The 17,535-nt window shown below is 59.2% G+C and carries 15 protein-coding genes and 6 tRNA genes; 1 reads left to right on the top strand and 20 read right to left on the bottom strand.

Annotated elements, in window-relative coordinates:
* Positions 1–73 precede the first annotated feature (73 nt).
* From rihA to miaB, 11 genes are all read right to left on the bottom strand, one after another.
* Entirely contained in the window at positions 74–1,006 is a 933-nt protein-coding gene (gene rihA / locus ITX55_RS09195; protein WP_046896770.1) for a pyrimidine-specific ribonucleoside hydrolase RihA, read from the bottom strand.
* 113 nt (positions 1,007–1,119) lie between these two features.
* Positions 1,120–1,845 carry an amino acid ABC transporter ATP-binding protein gene (locus ITX55_RS09190; protein WP_004939983.1) on the bottom strand — a complete coding sequence of 242 codons (726 nt, stop codon included), beginning with the start codon at positions 1,843–1,845 and terminating at the stop codon, positions 1,120–1,122.
* Positions 1,845–2,519, bottom strand: coding sequence for a glutamate/aspartate ABC transporter permease GltK (gene gltK, locus ITX55_RS09185; RefSeq protein ID WP_015376945.1), 675 nt, complete (start codon positions 2,517–2,519; stop codon positions 1,845–1,847). The genes ITX55_RS09190 and gltK overlap by 1 nt, the downstream gene beginning before the upstream one ends.
* Positions 2,519–3,259, bottom strand: coding sequence for an amino acid ABC transporter permease (locus tag ITX55_RS09180; protein WP_004939979.1), 741 nt, complete (start codon positions 3,257–3,259; stop codon positions 2,519–2,521). The genes gltK and ITX55_RS09180 overlap by 1 nt, the downstream gene beginning before the upstream one ends.
* A gap of 216 nt (positions 3,260–3,475) precedes the next feature.
* A complete protein-coding gene (locus ITX55_RS09175) occupies positions 3,476–4,372 on the bottom strand; it encodes an amino acid ABC transporter substrate-binding protein (protein ID WP_033642166.1) in 897 nt (298 codons plus the stop codon).
* A 395-nt stretch (positions 4,373–4,767) separates the two neighbouring features.
* Positions 4,768–6,297 carry an apolipoprotein N-acyltransferase gene (lnt, locus tag ITX55_RS09170; RefSeq protein WP_089191293.1) on the bottom strand — a complete coding sequence of 510 codons (1,530 nt, stop codon included), beginning with the start codon at positions 6,295–6,297 and terminating at the stop codon, positions 4,768–4,770.
* 7 nt (positions 6,298–6,304) lie between these two features.
* The gene (gene corC, locus ITX55_RS09165; protein WP_004939973.1) at positions 6,305–7,183 is read right to left on the bottom strand and encodes a CNNM family magnesium/cobalt transport protein CorC; all 879 of its coding nucleotides are present in this window, start codon (positions 7,181–7,183) and stop codon (positions 6,305–6,307) included.
* Positions 7,184–7,267: 84 nt separating this feature from the next.
* Entirely contained in the window at positions 7,268–7,741 is a 474-nt protein-coding gene (gene ybeY, locus ITX55_RS09160; protein WP_004939970.1) for an rRNA maturation RNase YbeY, read from the bottom strand.
* Positions 7,738–8,769 (bottom strand): PhoH family protein, encoded by a 1,032-nt coding sequence (locus ITX55_RS09155; RefSeq protein ID WP_019454071.1) that lies wholly within the window; start codon positions 8,767–8,769, stop codon positions 7,738–7,740. Before ITX55_RS09155 ends, ybeY begins: the two co-directional genes overlap by 4 nt.
* A 258-nt stretch (positions 8,770–9,027) precedes the next feature.
* Positions 9,028–9,363, bottom strand: coding sequence for a zinc ribbon domain-containing protein YjdM (locus ITX55_RS09150; RefSeq protein WP_004939967.1), 336 nt, complete (start codon positions 9,361–9,363; stop codon positions 9,028–9,030).
* Positions 9,364–9,484: 121 nt separating this feature from the next.
* Positions 9,485–10,909 carry a tRNA (N6-isopentenyl adenosine(37)-C2)-methylthiotransferase MiaB gene (gene miaB, locus ITX55_RS09145; RefSeq protein WP_033642169.1) on the bottom strand — a complete coding sequence of 475 codons (1,425 nt, stop codon included), beginning with the start codon at positions 10,907–10,909 and terminating at the stop codon, positions 9,485–9,487.
* 197 nt (positions 10,910–11,106) lie between these two features.
* On the opposite strand from miaB, the gene ubiF reads away from it, so the two are divergent.
* Positions 11,107–12,288, top strand: coding sequence for a 3-demethoxyubiquinol 3-hydroxylase (ubiF, locus tag ITX55_RS09140; protein WP_089191295.1), 1,182 nt, complete (start codon positions 11,107–11,109; stop codon positions 12,286–12,288).
* Between the two features lie 88 nt (positions 12,289–12,376).
* Here ubiF and ITX55_RS09135 read toward each other — a convergent pair.
* The 9 genes from ITX55_RS09135 to ITX55_RS09095 all read right to left on the bottom strand — a co-directional run bounded on the left by ITX55_RS09135 (position 12,377) and on the right by ITX55_RS09095 (position 17,526).
* Positions 12,377–12,451 (bottom strand) — tRNA-Gln (locus tag ITX55_RS09135).
* 4 nt (positions 12,452–12,455) lie between these two features.
* Positions 12,456–12,532 (bottom strand) — tRNA-Met (locus ITX55_RS09130).
* Between the two features lie 41 nt (positions 12,533–12,573).
* Positions 12,574–12,648, bottom strand: a tRNA-Gln gene (locus ITX55_RS09125).
* A 44-nt stretch (positions 12,649–12,692) separates the two neighbouring features.
* Positions 12,693–12,767, bottom strand: a tRNA-Gln gene (locus tag ITX55_RS09120).
* A 30-nt stretch (positions 12,768–12,797) separates the two neighbouring features.
* Positions 12,798–12,882 (bottom strand) — tRNA-Leu (locus tag ITX55_RS09115).
* Positions 12,883–12,898: 16 nt separating this feature from the next.
* Positions 12,899–12,975: transfer RNA gene (locus ITX55_RS09110), tRNA-Met, on the bottom strand.
* A gap of 218 nt (positions 12,976–13,193) precedes the next feature.
* Complete coding sequence (gene asnB / locus ITX55_RS09105; protein WP_033642171.1) at positions 13,194–14,858, bottom strand: asparagine synthase B; 1,665 nt, start codon at positions 14,856–14,858, stop codon at positions 13,194–13,196.
* 282 nt (positions 14,859–15,140) lie between these two features.
* Positions 15,141–16,583 carry a glycosyl hydrolase family 18 protein gene (locus tag ITX55_RS09100; protein WP_197756044.1) on the bottom strand — a complete coding sequence of 481 codons (1,443 nt, stop codon included), beginning with the start codon at positions 16,581–16,583 and terminating at the stop codon, positions 15,141–15,143.
* Between the two features lie 190 nt (positions 16,584–16,773).
* Positions 16,774–17,526 (bottom strand): HAD-IIA family hydrolase, encoded by a 753-nt coding sequence (locus ITX55_RS09095; protein ID WP_004939957.1) that lies wholly within the window; start codon positions 17,524–17,526, stop codon positions 16,774–16,776.
* Between the last annotated feature and the right edge of the window lie 9 nt (positions 17,527–17,535).

The following is a 17,535-nucleotide window of genomic DNA, read 5'->3' as shown; positions in this document are numbered from 1 at the left end:
ACAGTGATAGCGCAAAAATTCGCTGAGTTAAATCAAAAAAGTTGAATGAGGGCGCGAGCGTGCCCCGAGAGGATCAATAACGCGCGACGCGCTCGGCCAGCAGATCGATAAAGCCTGCGCGATCGATGCCGGTCAGCACTTCCACGTTGGCCGCGTTGCCGGTTTGCTGGAAATAGTCCACCACCGTCATGCCGACGGTGTACTCCCCTTTGGTTTCCACACCGACCCAGCGTTCAACGCCGGTAAACAGCTGCGGCGCCAGCAGCCAGGCGATGGTGCAGGGATCGTGCATCGCCGCGCCAGGCAGGCCGCGCGGGTGGCTGAGATACAGCGGCAGGTAAAAATCGAGCATCTCCGCCACCGCCTGCGCGACCGGATTGGCTATCTGACGAATGCGCTCGATATCCTGCGGCAGCACCAGCGCCTGGTGGGTGACGTTCAGCCCGGCCATGGTCAGCGGCACGCCGGATTTCAACACCATCTCGGCGGCTTCGGGATCGACGAAGATATTGAATTCCGCCACCGGCGTGGTATTGCCGGCATTCATGCCGCCGCCCATAAATACGATGCGCTCGATACGGCTTTTCAGCTCGGCGTGCTGGGCCAACAGCAGGGCGATGTTGGTCATCGGGCCGGTCACCACCAGGGTGATTGGCTGCGGGCTGGCGCGCAGCAGGTCGGCGATCAGCTCGACGGCGCCGCGGGGATCGGGTTTGAGGGTCGGCGTCGGCAGGTGGGTGTTGCCCATGCCGGTTTTGCCGTGGACATAGTCGGCGATCACCAGCTCGCGCATCAGCGGGCGAGCGGCGCCGGCGGCGACAGGGATGTCCTCGCGCTGCATCAGGGTCAGCAGACCCAGCGCGTTATGCAGGGTTTTCTCCGGCGTCTGGTTGCCGGCGGAGGTGGTGATGGCTTTGACGTCCAGCTCCGGCGAGCGCAGCGCCATAGCCAGCGCGATGGCGTCGTCGAGGCCGGGATCGCAATCGATGATAATAGGGCGGGGCATGTTCTTTCTCCTCTGTTTGTTATCCGGCGAGCATCGGATCAAAAACGAGGAGATACAAGCGCTTTTCGTGCCGGGAGAAAAGATGCGCCCCTGGCGGGGCGCATAGCGAGAACTTAATGCAGGATCTTGGCGAGGAAGTCCTTGGCGCGATCGGACTCGGGGTTGTTGAAGAAATCGTCTTTGTTGCGGTCTTCGACGATTTTGCCTTCGTCCATAAAGATCACGCGGTTCGCCACCTTGCGGGCGAAGCCCATTTCGTGGGTCACCACCATCATGGTCATGCCTTCGTTCGCCAGCTCGACCATCACGTCCAGCACTTCGTTGATCATTTCCGGATCGAGCGCCGAGGTCGGTTCGTCGAACAGCATGGCGATCGGATCCATGCACAGCGCGCGGGCGATGGCGACGCGCTGTTGCTGGCCGCCGGAGAGCTGACCGGGGAACTTGTTGGCATGGGCGGACAGGCCGACGCGTTCCAGCAGCTTCAGGCCCTTCTCGCGTGAGGCGGTCTTGTCGCGCTTGAGCACTTTTACCTGCGCCAGCGTCAGGTTGTCGATAATGGACAGGTGCGGGAACAGTTCAAAGTGTTGGAACACCATGCCGACCTTGGCGCGCAGCTGCGCCAGGTTGGTTTTCTTGTCGTTGACGGGCGTGCCGTTCACCAGGATGCTTCCCTGCTGGATCGGCTCCAGGCCGTTGACGGTTTTGATCAGGGTGGACTTGCCGGAACCTGAAGGACCGCAGACGACGACCACTTCGCCTTTTTTCACTTCGGTGGTGCAATCGGTCAACACTTGAAAGTGACCGTACCACTTGGAAACATTTTTCAGGGATATCATCAAACAGTCCTTTTCTTCAAATAGCTTACCAGCGCCGAGGCGGCGAGGCTGATAACAAAATAGACAAAGCCGGCGAACAGGATCATTTCAACCTGGGTGCCGTCGCGTTCGCCGATGGTCGATGCGGTGCGGAAGAAGTCGGCCAGGCTCAGTACGTAAACCAGCGAGGTATCCTGGAACAGGACGATGCCCTGGGTCAGCAGCAGTGGCACCATGGCGCGGAACGCCTGCGGCAGGATCACCAGCCGCATGGATTGCCAATGCGTCATGCCCAGCGCCAACGCGGCGGAGGATTGGCCGCGCGAGATGCTGATGATACCGGCGCGGATGATTTCCGAGTAATAGGCCGCTTCAAACAGGGAAAAGGCTACCATAGCCGAGATCAGGCGAATATCGGTTTTCGGCGACAGGCCTAGAACCTGTTGTAATAAGCTTGGAACCACCAGATAGAACCACAGCAGCACCATCACCAGCGGCACCGAGCGGAACAGGTTGACATACAGGGTGGCGAACCAGCTGATGGGCTTGAACGGCGACAGACGCATCACCGCCAGCACGGTGCCCCACAGAATGCCGACCACGATGGCGGTCACGGTGATCTTCAGCGTGATCGCCATGCCCTGCAGCAGATAAGGGAAGCTTGGGACGATCGACGCCCAGTCAAATTCGTACATTATTTACTCCCCAGGTTGCCAGGCAACTGCACTTTCTTTTCGACCAGACGCATAAACAGCATGATCACGGCGTTGATGCCGATATAAGCCAGCGTAATGGCGGTAAAGGATTCATAGGCGTGTGCGGAGTAATCCAACAGCTTGCCGGCCTGTGCGGCCATGTCCACCAAGCCGATGGTGGAGGCGATGGCGGAGTTTTTGACCAGGTTGAGCATCTCCGAGGTCATCGGCGGCACGATAACCCGGTAGGCGTTTGGCAACAGCACGTAGCGGTAGGTTTGCGGCAGCGTCAGGCCCATCGCCAACCCGGCGGCTTTCTGGCCGCGGGGCAGGGATTGAATGGCGGCGCGCACTTGCTCGCAAACGCGGGCGGCGGTAAACAGCCCCAGACAGAGCATGGAAGAGACGAAGAACTGCACGTTGGGATCCAGCTCGGTCTTGAACCAGGTGCCGATATTGGCCGGCAGCAGCTCGGGGATCACCAGATACCAGGTAAAGAATTGCACGATCAGCGGCACGTTGCGGAACAGTTCGACGTAACAGGTGCCGAGAGTGGAAAGAAAGCGGTTGGGCACGGTACGCAAGATACCGAACAGCGAACCGACGAAGAAAGCGATAATCCATGCACAGACGGAGAGGGCCACCGTGACCTGAAAGCCGGACCAGATCCAGCCGAGGTAAGTGGTGTTCCCAAACGGGGCCTGCTGCAGGAAGATACCCCAGTTCCAATCTATTGACATAACAAACTCCGATAAACGGGCGCAGGGCGCCGAAAAGTGATGACTTGATAGGCGCCGATCGCCGCGCGGCCAGTCGGGCTGGCTTGTTGTGTGCGGAGATCGGTGACGCGCCTTGGGGAAAATGAGGGAGGGGAACGGCCCCCCTCATTCCTGTCTGTCCCAGTCATCAACTGGGCCGGTTTGGCTTGGCGGCCGCCCCGGCTTTATTCTATTGAGTCAGTTCAACGCTTTGTCGTTAGGCGCTTTGAACAGTTGCTTCATGTCGTCCGACAGCTCGAAGTTCATGTTGAGGTTTTTCGGTGGGATAGGCTGCTTGAACCATTTATCAAACCACTTGGCCGCTTCACCGGAGGTTTGCGCCTGGGCGATAGTGTCATCGACCAGTTTCTTGAACTCAGGATCGTCTTTACGCAGCATGCAACCGTAGGCTTCTTTCGACTGCGGCGTGCCGATGATTTCCCATTGATCCGGCTTCTTGGCTTTGGCGCGCTCGCCCGCCAGCAGGGCGTCATCCATCATGAAGGCCACCGCGCGGCCGCTTTCCAGGGTGCGGAAGGAGTCGCCGTGGTCTTTGGCGCTGATGATGCGCATGTTCATTTTGTCGCTGTCGTTCAGTTTGTTCAGCAACACTTCGGACGTGGTGCCGGAGGTGACCACCACCGGTTTGCCGGCCAGGTCTTTAAAGTCTTTGATGTCGGAGCCTTTCTTCACCAGCAGGCGGGTGCCGACCACAAAGATGGTGTCGGAGAAGGCGGCCTGTTTCTGGCGCTCTACGTTATTGGTGGTAGAGCCGCATTCGAAGTCATAGGTGCCGTTTTGCAGCAGCGGGATGCGGTTCTGCGAGGTAATCGGCAGCATTTTCACCTGCAGATTCGGTGCATTCAGCTTTTTCTTAACGGCTTCAACGATTTGGTTGGAGTAGTCCTGAGAGTAGCCCACAACTTTTTGCTGGTTGTCGTAGTAGGAAAAGGGCACAGACGATTCGCGGTGGCCGACAACGATAACGCCGTTGTCTTTGATTTTCTTCAGCGTACCGGTCAGGTCTTCCGCGTGCGCCACGCTACCTGCCATACCGAGCAGCAGTAACGATAACGCCAATTTACGCATTTGCATGGTCCAACTCCTTTGCTGTTGTGGTGGCTCTGACTAAAGAGCGTCAGGTTTAAATCGACTATTTATTGCTCAGGTTATAAAGATAGTCTTAGAACGGATAGCCGTTAAAAAATAACCGATTGTGAATATCTTGAAACTAAAATGTTTCATTTTTTGAGACGCCGCGCGCACCAAATCAATGCAACCAAACCCCGATGCACCTGCATGGTGCGTTCGGCGCCTCCAAAATGTGCACGGGTGCGACAAAACGTCAGCAAAAGTTAACCGACGTGCGATGTCACCTTAGATAAAGCAAGGAGTGTGCCAGTCGCGTTGATTTAACGACGTTTTCTGACCGAGGTGGGGGAACGTTTACGGAAACGCGGGGCGCGGCGGGCGCGCCCCGGCGAAGAGGACTATTTGCGGCGCAGGCCCAACATCAGCGCCCAACCGCCCAGCAACAGTGTGATCACCCACAGCGGCGCGGCGCCGAAACGCGCGTAAGGCGTGACGCCGGTGGTCGGTGTGACCTTCACTTCAAGCACCTGACGAGTGAACTGCGGGATCTCGGCGATCACGTCGCCGTTCGCGTCCACTGCTGCGGTGACGCCGTTGTTGGTGCTGCGCAGCAGCGGCCGGCCCAGTTCCAGCGCCCGCATGCGCGCCATCTGGAAGTGCTGCCATGGGCCGATGGAGTGGCCGAACCAGGCGTCGTTGGAGATGGTCAGCAGGAAGTTGGTATCCGGGCGGAAGTTATCGCGCACCTGCTGGCCCAACACGATTTCGTAGCAAATGGCTGCCGTCAGGTTGTAGCCGCGTACGCTGAGCTGCGGTTGTACGTAGTCGCCGCGGCTGAAGGAGGACATCGGCAGGTCGAAGAACGGCGCCAGCGGCCGCAGCAGCGTCTCCAGCGGCACGAACTCGCCGAACGGCACCAGGTGGTGCTTGTTGTAGCGATCGTTGGCCGGGTACCTGTACGGCGTCGGTTCACCGAGCACGATGGCGCTGTTGTAGATTTGCTGGCCCTGCGGCGTGGCGCGCACGTCGACGATGCCGGTGATGAGGCTGCTGTTCTTCGCCCGCATCAGGTCGTCCATCATCGTCAGGAAGCCGTTCTGATTGGCTTCATAATCCGGGATGGCGGATTCCGGCCAGATAACGATCGGCGCCTTGCCCATGTAGGGACGGGTTTCGTCCAGATAGGTTTGCAGCGTGCTGACCAGCGCTTTCGGATCCCATTTCATCGATTGAGCGATGTTGCCTTGCACCATGGCGACATTCACCGCTTTATCCGTCTGCGGAGTAAACCACTGCAGCTGGCGCAGCGGCCATGGCAACAACAGCAGCGCGGCGGCGATCACCGCCGCCGAGAGGCGGCGCTGATTGACGGCGTACACCAGCAGGCCGGCGATGGCCATCAGCACAAAGGTGATGGCGTCGACGCCCAGCAGCGGCGCGATGCCTTTCAGCGGGCCGTTGATCTGGCTATAGCCGAACTGCAGCCATGGGAAGCCGGTCAGCACCCAGCCGCGCAGGAATTCCGTGACCTGCCACAGCGCCGGCGCGGCGATGGCCAGCCGCCACCAGCGGGTGGCCGGCCACAAGCGCGTCAGCAGCCCGGCGAACAGCCCGGTATACAGCGACAGGTAAGCAGCGAGCAGCGCCACCAGGAAGACGTTGACGGCGAAGGGCATGCCGCCGAAATCGGCGATGCTGACATACACCCAGTTGATCCCGCTGCCGAACAACCCGAAGCCCCAGACAAAGCCGAGCAGGGCGGACTGTTTGGTGGTGCGATTGAGGGTAACGGCCAGCAGGCCGAACAGGGAGACGATGGCCGCGGGCCAGAAATCGTAGGGCGAGAACGCCAGCGTCCCGCCGGCACCTGACAACAGCGCCAGCAGGGCGCGAACCCACTGGCGTTCAAGTAATGAGGCTTTAGCCATGTTGGATTTAATCTTCCAGTTTCGGTGGTGGAGAGTCGTCCGGAATTTTTACATGAACCTGGATGATACGTCGACTGTCTGCCATGGCAACTTTAAATAGGTAACCTTCGATTTCAATGGTTTCCCCGCGCGCAGGCAGATGGCCGAAGGCCTGCATCACCAAACCGCCGATGGTATCGACCTCGTCGTCGCTGAAATGGGTGCCGAAGGCTTCGTTGAAGTCTTCGATCGGTGCCAGCGCGCGTACGGTGTACATGTGGCGGCTGAGCTGGCGGATATCCAGATCGTCTTCGTCGTCGTATTCGTCTTCGATCTCGCCGACGATCAGTTCCAGAATGTCTTCGATGGTGACCAGGCCGGACACGCCGCCGAATTCGTCAATGACAATCGCCATGTGGTAGCGCTGGGAGCGGAACTCTTTCAACATCCGGTCGACGCGCTTGCTTTCCGGCACCACCACCGCGGTGCGCAGCACTTTGTCGATGCTGAACGGCTCAGAGTCTGCGCGCATGAACGGCAGCAGATCCTTGGCCATCAGGATGCCTTCGATGTGATCTTTGTCTTCGCTGATCACCGGGAAGCGCGAGTGGGCGGAGTCGATAATCACGTCCAGGCACTCTTCCAGCGTCTGGTTGCGCTTGAGCGTCACCATCTGGGAGCGGGGGATCATGATGTCGCGCACGCGCTGTTCGGCGATATCCATCACGCCTTCCAGCATGTCGCGGGTATCGGGATCGATCAGGTCGTTTTGTTCGGAATCACGGATCAGCTCGACCAGATCGCCACGGTTTTTGGGCTCGCCGTGGAACAGCTGGTTAAGGATAAGAGTAAAGAACCCCTTCTTGGGACTGGGGCTGTCATTGCTTTGTGAATGGTCGTCGCTCATGGCGTTTTCGTTACTGTCACTCATGTCAGAGTTAAGGGGCGTCAGCGACAGCCCCGTTAGGGGCTGTAAGGTAAACGGCTGACGTCAGACGGGGTCTTTTTCCGCCAGGTACGGATCAGGGTAGCCCAGTCCGTGCATGATTTCGGTTTCCAAAGACTCCATTTCTTCGGCTTCATCGTCTTCGATGTGGTCATACCCTAGCAGATGAAGGCTGCCGTGGACAACCATATGCGCCCAGTGGGCCTCCAGCGCCTTGCCTTGCTCAATCGCTTCCTGTTCAACCACCTGGCGGCAGATGATCAGATCGCCGAGCAGCGGCAGCTCGATGCCCGGCGGGGCTTCGAACGGGAAAGAGAGCACGTTGGTCGGCTTGTCTTTGCCGCGATAGGTCAGGTTCAGCTCGTGGCTTTCCGCTTCGTCCACCAGACGTACGGTGACCTCGGCCTCTTCCTGAAATTGCGGCAGCACGCCTTCCAGCCAGCGCTGGAACGTGGCTTCATCCGGCAGGCCGTCGCTGCTTTCACAGGCAATCTGCAGATCCAAAATCACCTGACTCATGGTGTCTCCTGCTCGGAGGCGGCGAGCGCCTCGCGCTTACGTTGTTCGGCAATTGCGTCTTTGCGTTTCTGTTCGGCCGCTTCCCAGGCCTCATAAGCGATGACCACGCGGGCCACCACCGGGTGGCGCACCACGTCTTCGCTGTGGAAGAAGTTGAAGCTCAGTTCTTCCACGTCCGACAGCACTTCCACCGCGTGGCGCAGGCCGGATTTCTGGTTGCGCGGCAGGTCGATCTGGGTGACGTCGCCGGTGATGACCGCCTTCGAGTTGAAACCGATGCGCGTCAGGAACATCTTCATCTGCTCGATGGTGGTGTTCTGGCTCTCATCCAGAATGATAAAGGCGTCGTTCAGCGTACGGCCGCGCATATAGGCCAGCGGCGCGACTTCGATCACGTTGCGCTCAATGAGCTTCTCCACGCGCTCGAAGCCCAGCATTTCGAACAGGGCGTCGTACAGCGGGCGCAGATAAGGATCGACCTTCTGGCTCAGATCGCCCGGCAGGAAGCCCAGCTTTTCGCCGGCTTCGACCGCGGGACGGGTCAGCAGAATGCGGCGAATTTCCTGGCGTTCCAGCGCATCCACCGCGGCGGCGACCGCCAGGTAGGTTTTGCCGGTACCGGCCGGGCCGATGCCGAAGGTGATGTCGTGATCGAGAATGTTGGCGATGTACTGCGCCTGGTTAGGCGTGCGCGGTTTCACCATGCCGCGCTTGGTTTTGATGGTGACCGCCTTGCCGTAATCCGGCACGCTGTCCGCCACCTGTTCCAGCACCCGGCTCTCTTTGATAGCCAGATGGATTTGCTCCGGATCGATATCCGGGATCACGCCGCGAATCGGCGCGGTATCCACGTACAGATGGCGCAGGATATCGGCGGCGGCGACCACGCACAGGTTTTTGCCGACCAGCTTGAAGCGGTTGTCGCGACGATTGATTTCGATGCCCAATCGGCGCTCGAGTTGCTTGATGTTGTCATCAAACGGGCCGCACAGGCTGAGCAAACGCTGGTTGTCTGCGGGCTCCAACATAATTTCTTGTGTTGCGACGTTCAAACTATTCCTCTAGGTCACATCGGGCCTGGTTGATGTCACATAGCACGTCCGGGACGCGCGCGTTCAGGGCGAGCCTGAATACTCTCTTTCTTGAATTATTCATGGTGCGCCGCAACGGCGCAAGTTTACCGCTGATCTATCTGTGCGCCGTCGGCGGAATTCAAGGGAAGATAAGGAAAAAACGCGGCGGGGCGCAAAGCCCGCCGCGTCATCACAGGACAAGGCCGCCGAGAATCAGTTCTTTTTCACGAACTCGGATTTCAGTTTCATCGGGCCGAAGCCGTCGATTTTGCAGTCGATGTTGTGATCGCCTTCCACCAGACGAATGTTTTTCACCTTGGTGCCGATCTTCAGCATCGAGGAGCTGCCTTTAACCTTCAGGTCCTTGATCACGGTGACCGCGTCGCCGTCCGCCAGCAGGTTGCCGTTGGCGTCTTTGACGATCAGCGCGTCCTGATCTTCCGCCGGGGCGCTGTCGCTCCACTCGTGGGCGCACTCAGGGCAGATGAACAGGGCATTGTCCTGGTAGGTGTATTCGGAGTTGCACTTCGGGCAGTGTGGGAGTTGCATGTTATGTCGCCTCTTCAACAATAAAAAAATAAAAAAAAGAACATCACCGGGCGCGGACGCCCGGCGGAGAAACGGTAAGGAGTAGCGCGAACGGGCGGCGATAAGGCGGGCCGCCGCGGCGTCAGGGCTGGTAAATGCCGACGCCCAGCGCGTTTTCTTTGCGGGTACGGGCGATCACCGACTGCGGGGATTCATGTACGCGCAGATCCATCTGCTGTTCGGTGCGCACCACTGCGCCACGCAGGGTGTTGGTCAGCACCTCGGTAATTTCCACGTCGACAAACTGGCCGATCATGTCGGGCGTGCCTTCGAAGTTTACCACACGGTTGCACTCCGTGCGCCCGGCCAGCTCCATCACGCTTCTGCGCGAGGTGCCTTCCACCAGAATGCGCTGGACGGTGCCGAGCATGCGGCGGCTGAACTGCAGCGCCTGCTGGTTGATGCGATCCTGCAGAATATACAGCCGCTGTTTTTTCTCTTCTTCACTGACGTCGTCAACCATGTCCGCCGCCGGCGTACCGGGGCGCGACGAATAGATGAAGCTGAAGCTGACGTCGAAGTTGACGTCGGCGATCAGGTTCATGGTTTGTTCGAAGTCGGCCTGGCTCTCGCCCGGGAAACCGACGATGAAGTCGGAGCTGAGCTGGATGTTCGGGCGCGCCTTGCGCAGCTTGCGGATAATCGCCTTATACTCCAGCGCGGTATGGGCGCGTTTCATCATGGTCAGGATGCGATCCGAACCGCTCTGCACCGGCAGGTGCAGGAAGCTGACCAGCTCCGGCGTGTCTTCGTACACCGCGATGATGTCATCGGTGAACTCGATAGGGTGGCTGGTGGTGAAGCGAATGCGATCGATGCCGTCGATGGCGGCCACCAGGCGCAGAAGTTCGGCGAACGAGCAGATATCGCCGTCATGCGTGGCGCCGCGGTACGCGTTGACGTTTTGGCCGAGCAGGTTGACTTCGCGCACGCCCTGCGCCGCCAGTTGGGCGATTTCGAACAGCACGTCGTCGCTCGGGCGGCTCACTTCCTCGCCGCGGGTGTATGGCACCACGCAGAAAGTGCAGTATTTGTTGCAGCCTTCCATGATCGACACGAACGCGGTCGGGCCTTCGGCGCGCGGCTCCGGCAGGCGGTCGAACTTTTCGATCTCCGGGAAACTGATATCGACCACCGGGCTGCGGGTGCCCTGAACGTGGTTGATCATTTCCGGCAGGCGGTGCAGGGTCTGCGGGCCGAATACCACGTCGACGCAAGGCGCGCGGCTGCGGATCAGTTCGCCTTCTTGCGAGGCCACGCAACCGCCGACGCCGATGATGACAGACGGGTTCTTCTCTTTCAGCAAGCGCCAGCGCCCCAGCATGGCGAAAACTTTTTCCTGCGCTTTTTCACGGATCGAGCAGGTGTTCAGCAACAGCACGTCCGCTTCCTCGGCGTTGTCGGTCCACTCGAAGCCGTGCGTGCTGTTCAACAGGTCGGCCATTTTCGATGAATCGTACTCATTCATCTGGCAGCCCCAGGTTTTGATATGTAGTTTTTTCGTCATTGACTTGCCATTACTCAGTGCGGAGCGAAAGTTGCGTTACGCGACATGCAGGGCGCGTATTGTAATCATTTGCCGCCGTTGTGACCAGCGCGGGGGAAAATGGCATGCAACCTGAAGCCGAAGCGAAAATCCGGTACACTGCGCAAAACGCCATGTCGGGTGGGATGGCGAGCATTCACATAGAAAACATAGCCAATATGAAGACATCTCAAAATCGGTATGACGCGGTGGTGGTGGGCGGCGGCATGGTCGGCGCGGCGGCGGCTCTGGGCCTGGCGCAGGCGGGCTGGTCGGTGGCGTTGCTGGAACATCAGGCGCCGCAGGCGTTCGAGGCGCAAAGCCCGCCGGACCTGCGCATTTCCGCTATCGGCTGCACCTCGGTGGGGCTGCTGAAACAGCTCGGCGCCTGGCCCGCCGTGACGGCGATGCGCACGGCGCCATATCGCCGGCTGGAGACCTGGGAATGGGCGTCGTCGCGCGTGGCGTTCGATGCGCTATCTCTGGGGCTGCCGGAGTTGGGCTTTATGGTGGAAAACCGCATTTTGCAGCTGGCGCTGTGGCAGCAGTTCGCACAGTGCGCCAATTTGACGCTGCTGTGCCCCGCCAGGCTGCAATCGCTGCAGCGGGCGGACAAGGCCTGGCAACTGACGCTGGACAGCGGTGAAACGCTGCAGGCGCGGCTGGTTGTCGGCGCCGACGGCGCCAACTCGCAGGTGCGCAAGCTGGCGGCGATCGGCACCAACGGCTGGCAGTATCGTCAGGCGTGCATGTTGATCACCGTCGATACCGGCGCGCCGCAGCAGGATGTGACCTGGCAGCGCTTCTTCCCGTCAGGGCCGCGCGCTTTCCTGCCGCTGTACGACAGCTGGGCGTCGCTGGTGTGGTATGACAGCCCGCAGCGCATTCGCCAACTGCAGGCGATGCCGCCGGCGCAGCTGGAGCGCGAGATCGCCGCTGCTTTTCCGGCGCGACTGGGCCCGGTCAAGGTGCATGCCGCCGGATCGTTCCCGTTGACGCGCCGTCATGCGCAGCGCTACGTGCTGCCGGGCCTGGCGCTGCTGGGCGATGCGGCGCATACCATCAACCCGCTGGCCGGGCAGGGCGTCAATCTGGGGTATCGCGATGTGGATGCCTTGCTGAACGTGCTGAGCGAGGCGCGGGAGCAGGGAGAAGACTGGAGCGGCGAGGCGGTGCTGCTGCGCTATCAACGCCGCCGCCGTACCGACAATCTGTTGATGCAGAGCGGCATGGATCTGTTCTATACCGCCTTCAGCAATAACCTGGCGCCGCTGACCGTGGCGCGCAATCTGGCGCTGATGGCCGCGCAGCGGGCGGGCAAGCTGAAAGAGCATGCGTTGAAGTACGCCTTGGGATTGTAACCGACAGGGCTCAGCGGTGGCTGGGCCTATTTAAGGTTGGCTGAACGGCAGACAGCAAAAAGCCCGCCGAAGCGGGCTTTTCTAAATATGGCTGGGGTGCCAGGATTCGAACCTGGGTATGCTGGTATCAGAAACCAGAGCCTTACCGCTTGGCGACACCCCAATTATGGTGGCTACGACGGGATTTGAACCTGTGACCCCATCATTATGAGTGATGTGCTCTAACCAGCTGAGCTACGTAGCCGATGTTACTTTTTACTTCTTTGATTTGCAAGCAGTTTGTTATGGCTGGGGTACCTGGATTCGAACCAGGGAATGCCGGTATCAAAAACCGGTGCCTTACCGCTTGGCGATACCCCACCTGCAAACAAATCTTATGTTGAAACCCCATTCCCGAAAGAATATGGCTGGGGTACCTGGATTCGAACCAGGGAATGCCGGTATCAAAAACCGGTGCCTTACCGCTTGGCGATACCCCATCAACATACTGCGCCGACGATGAAGAGAAATGGTGCGGGAGGCGAGACTTGAACTCGCACACCTTGCGGCGCCAGAACCTAAATCTGGTGCGTCTACCAATTTCGCCACTCCCGCAAATACAAAAAAGAGATGGTGGCTACGACGGGATTCGAACCTGTGACCCCATCATTATGAGTGATGTGCTCTAACCAGCTGAGCTACGTAGCCCTCTTTTTTTGCTTTGCCTTCATCGGCGTTGCGGGGCGCATTATGCGTATATGACCGATTTGCGTCAACAAGTTTTTTCCCGAAAAAGCGCCCGGAAGCGCCGTTTGTCTGGGTTGTGAACATTATGGCGATAAAATCGGCAATTCAGGCAGTTGGCGGGCGGAAAAGGCAACAAAAAGGCGGGCCAAAAGGCCCGCCTCGGGGAAAATGCCGCACGATTATTTATAGGCGGCCTGGTGCACGCCGACGGCGCGGCCGGAAGGATCGTCCATCTTCTTGAACGATTCATCCCACTCGATGGCCTTGGCGGACGAGCAGGCGACGGATGGGCCGCCCGGCACGCATTCGGCGGCGCTCGGCAGCGGGAACAGCTCCTCGAAGATTTCGCGGTACAGGTAGCCTTCTTTCGACGTCGGCGTGTTGTACGGGAAGCGGAAACGCGCGGTTTCGAGCTGTTGATCGCTAATTTGCTGCGCAGCCACCTCTTTTAGCGTGTCGATCCAGCTGTAGCCGACGCCGTCGGAGAACTGCTCTTTCTGGCGCCAGGCCACGCTGGCGGGCAAATAGGACTCGAAACATTCGCGAACGATGTGTTTTTCCATTTTGCCGTTGCCGCACATTTTATCTTTCGGGTTGATGCGCATTGCCACGTCGAGGAATTTCTTGTCCAGGAACGGCACGCGGGCTTCGACGCCCCAGGCGGACATCGCCTTGTTGGCGCGCGCGCAGTCGAACATGTGCAGCGCCAGCAGTTTGCGTACGGTCTCTTCGTGGAATTCGCGGGCGTCCGGCGCCTTATGGAAGTACAGGTAGCCGCCGAACACTTCGTCCGCGCCTTCGCCGGAAAGCACCATCTTGATGCCCATCGCCTTGATTTTGCGTGACATCAGGTACATCGGCGTCGACGCGCGGATGGTGGTGACGTCATAGGTTTCGATGTGGTAAATCACGTCGCGGATGGCGTCCAGCCCTTCCTGCACGGTGAAGTGGATCTCATGGTGCACGGTGCCCAGATGGTTGGCCACCTCCTGCGCGGCGCGCAGATCCGGCGAGCCTTCCAGCCCGACGGCGAAGGAGTGCAGCTGCGGCCACCAGGCTTCGCTGCGTTCCTGATCTTCCACGCGGCGCGCGGCGTACTTCTTGGTGATCGCCGAAATGACCGAAGAATCCAGCCCGCCCGACAGCAGCACGCCGTAAGGCACGTCGGACATCAGGTGGCTTTTCACCGACTCTTCCAGCGCGGTGCGCAGGGCGGCGGCGTCGGTCACGTTGTCCTTGACGCTGTCGTAATCGAACCAGTCGCGGCGATAGTATTCGCGGATCTGGCCGTCCTGGCTCCACAGGTAGCTGCCGGCCGGGAATTCCTTGATGGTGCGGCACACCGGCACCAGCGCTTTCATTTCCGAGGCAACGTACAGGTTGCCGTGTTCGTCATGGCCCATGTACAGCGGGATGATGCCCAGGTGATCGCGGCCGATCAGGTAGGCGTCTTTTTCGGTGTCATACAGGGCAAAGGCGAACATGCCTTGCAGATCGTCGAGGAACTCCGGGCCTTTCTCCTGATACAGCGCCAGGATCACTTCACAGTCGGAGCCGGTCTGGAAGGCATAGCGGTCGCTCAGCTGTTGGCGCAGCGCCTGGTGGTTGTAAATTTCGCCGTTGACCGCCAGAACGTGGGTGTGCGCAGCGTTGTACAGCGGTTGAGCGCCGTTGTTGACGTCGACGATCGACAGGCGTTCGTGAGCCAGAATGGCTTTGTCGCTGGCGTAAACGCCGGACCAATCCGGGCCGCGGTGGCGCATCAGACGTGACAGCTCCAGCGCTTTCTTACGCAGTTCAACGGGATCGGACTTCAGATCGAGCACACCGAAAATAGAACACATACAACTCTCCTAACGGGCTTTATAACTGTGATGTTGTTTTTACTGTTATGGGCAGCATTGCCGATTTATCAGCGATAACGCGATTTTGCTGCGCTGTGGTTATGAAAATGCGCCAAAAGCTGCAGAGGATGCAAGCGTTTTAGCCCTGCGCTGAGAAATAGTTGTTTGTGTGGCTGCGATTTTTAACGGATTTTCAGTTATCGGCGTGAAAAATTATCGATTATGCAGTTTTTAGCGTGATGGCGGGATTGCCGGCCAGTTTGACCGGCAATCGATTAGCGATTAGGCGATGAGCTGCCAGAGGGTGAACGCGGCATCCGGCGTCCAGCCGGCATTGGAGGTGTGCGCCTGAATACAGGTGTATTTCTTGCCTTTATAACTCACGACGTCGCCGGCTTTGTAGCTGTGGTTGTTCTGCCACTCGGGCGCGCCCGGATCGGGCGGCGTACCGTCATTGGCGGTTTTGACCGCCAGCGCGCTGCTCGGCAGCGAGGTATTGCCCAGGGTGTCGGTCGCGGTAACGAAGTAGCTGTACTGGGTTGCCGGCGTCAGACCGCTGTCGGCCAGCGACAGACCGGCGGTTTGGCCGATCGGGTTGCCGTTGCGGTAGACGGTGTAGCTGGCGATCGGTGAGGCGCCGGTGGCGGCGGCCCAGCTCAGTTTCAGCGAGGTGGCGCCCAGCTCGGCGACCGTCAGCGCCGTCGGCGCATTAGGCTTTCCCGGCGGCGGGGTGACGCCGCCCTGAATCAGCGGCGCATAGCGGGTTTTGAACTCCCAATTGTAGGCGACGCCGGCTTTGCTCTTGCCGTTATCCCAGTTGATTGACCAGGTCATCAGGCCCTTGATCGACAGGTTTTTGGCGTCGAGACGCGAGAAAGCGTTATACACCGCCTGTTTGTTGACCACGTAGCCGGTGGCGGCGGCATCGTTGTTGCTCGGCAGGCCGATGACGAATTTCGCCGCCGGGATCTTCGCATAGCCGCGGGTGCCGGTAACCAGGCTTTCCGTCAGGTAGTAGAGGAAGTCCTCTTTCATGGCGTCGTTATTCTGCGTGATCCAGGCATTGAGTTCATCCACCCAAATACCGTCGCCGCCCTGGTTATAATATTGCGGCGCGATAAAGTCGTAATAGCCTTCGAGGGCGTTAATATAATCCAGGTAGGTGCCGTTGGTGCGTAAATACGGGAATTCCGGCGCCATGCTGATAATAAATTTTTTCCCCTGGGCAGCGTAATGGTCTTTTACTTTTTTCAGCGCCGCAGGCAAGACGGTTTTATTATTGGCGGCGCCGATCGCCGCCTGTTCCAGATCGATATCCAGGCCGTCGAAGCCATAGACTTCCACCAGGCGAATAATCTCGTCTTTCAGCTTGTCTTCGTCGCCGGTTTTCAGCTCGATATGCGCGTCTGCGCCGCCGAGGGAGATCAGCACCGCGCGGCCCTGGCTGTTCAGCACGCCCACCTGGCGGCGGAACTCGGCATCGGACAGGTTGTAAGGCTTGAAGGTCGGGATGCCCTGGCCTTTCATAAAGGCGACGGCCACCACGTTGTACTCGGCGGGAATGTCGGTCAGGTTCATATTGGTGAACTGGCCCTGCTGATAGCCGTCACTGGCGCCGGCGGCCCAGTTGTGCCAGAAACCCATCAGGATCTTTTTATTGGCGATAGACGGCATAATGGCCGCGTCATCGGCGGCGCCGGCATTAATCGTGTTATTTGTGCTCATGGTAGCCTCATTAATTAGGGGTAAGGGTTTTCCGCTCGCCGGCAATATCAGCTATTGGCGGGGCGTAACGTTATAATGAGGATTTTTAACGCAGGCAGGCTGAAACCTTTTACGGCCATGAACGAATTAAATTCAAACTGACACTGAGGGAGAAGGAAATAATGGCGGCCGGGCGGCCGCCATGGCCGCATCAGAAGATGGTGATATCGGCGACGGAAGGGTAGACGTAGCTCGGGCGGAACGGCATGGTTTCGATGTCGCTCAGCGTGGAGACGCCGGACAGCACCAGCACGGTTTCCAGGCCGGCCTGGAAGCCCGCCAGAATGTCGGTGCGCAGGTTATCACCGACGATCACCGTCTCTTCCGAGTGCGCCTGCATTTTGTTCAGTGCGGCGCGAATGATCCACGGGCTGGGCTTGCCGACGTAAAACGGCTTGCGGCCGGTGATCTTCTCAATGGGGGCGCACAGCGCGCCACAGGCCGGCGAGAAGCCGTGGCCGTGACTATCCGGGTTGGTGGCGATAAAGCGCGCGCCGTTGCTCACGAAGTAGGCGGCTTTATGCATCATGTCCCAGTTGTAAGAGCGGGTTTCACCGACGATCACGAAGTCCGGGTTGATGTCGGTGATGGTGAAACCGGCTTTGTACAGCTCATGGATCAGGGCGCCTTCGCCGACCACATAGGCTTTTTTGCCTTCCTGACGGCGCAGGAAATCGGCGGTGGCCATCGCCGAGGTGTAGAACGCGCTCTCCGGCACTTCCAGCCCGGCGGCGGCGAAGCGGTTCGCCAGATCCTGCGCGGTCTGTGACGGGTAGTTGGTCAGCACCACCAGCGGCATGCCCTGTTCCTGGATGCGCGCCAGGAACAGGTCGGCGCCGGGCACCGGCGTATTGTCATGCAGCAGCACGCCGTCGATATCGCATATAACGTTTTTGATTTTCATTTGTCGCTG

The organism is Serratia sp. EWG9 (assembly GCF_019913725.1).
GTDB classification, from domain to species: Bacteria; Pseudomonadota; Gammaproteobacteria; order Enterobacterales; family Enterobacteriaceae; genus Serratia; species Serratia ureilytica.
Note: the sequence above shows the minus strand (reverse complement) of the source record. Positions and strands in the feature narration are given on the sequence as shown.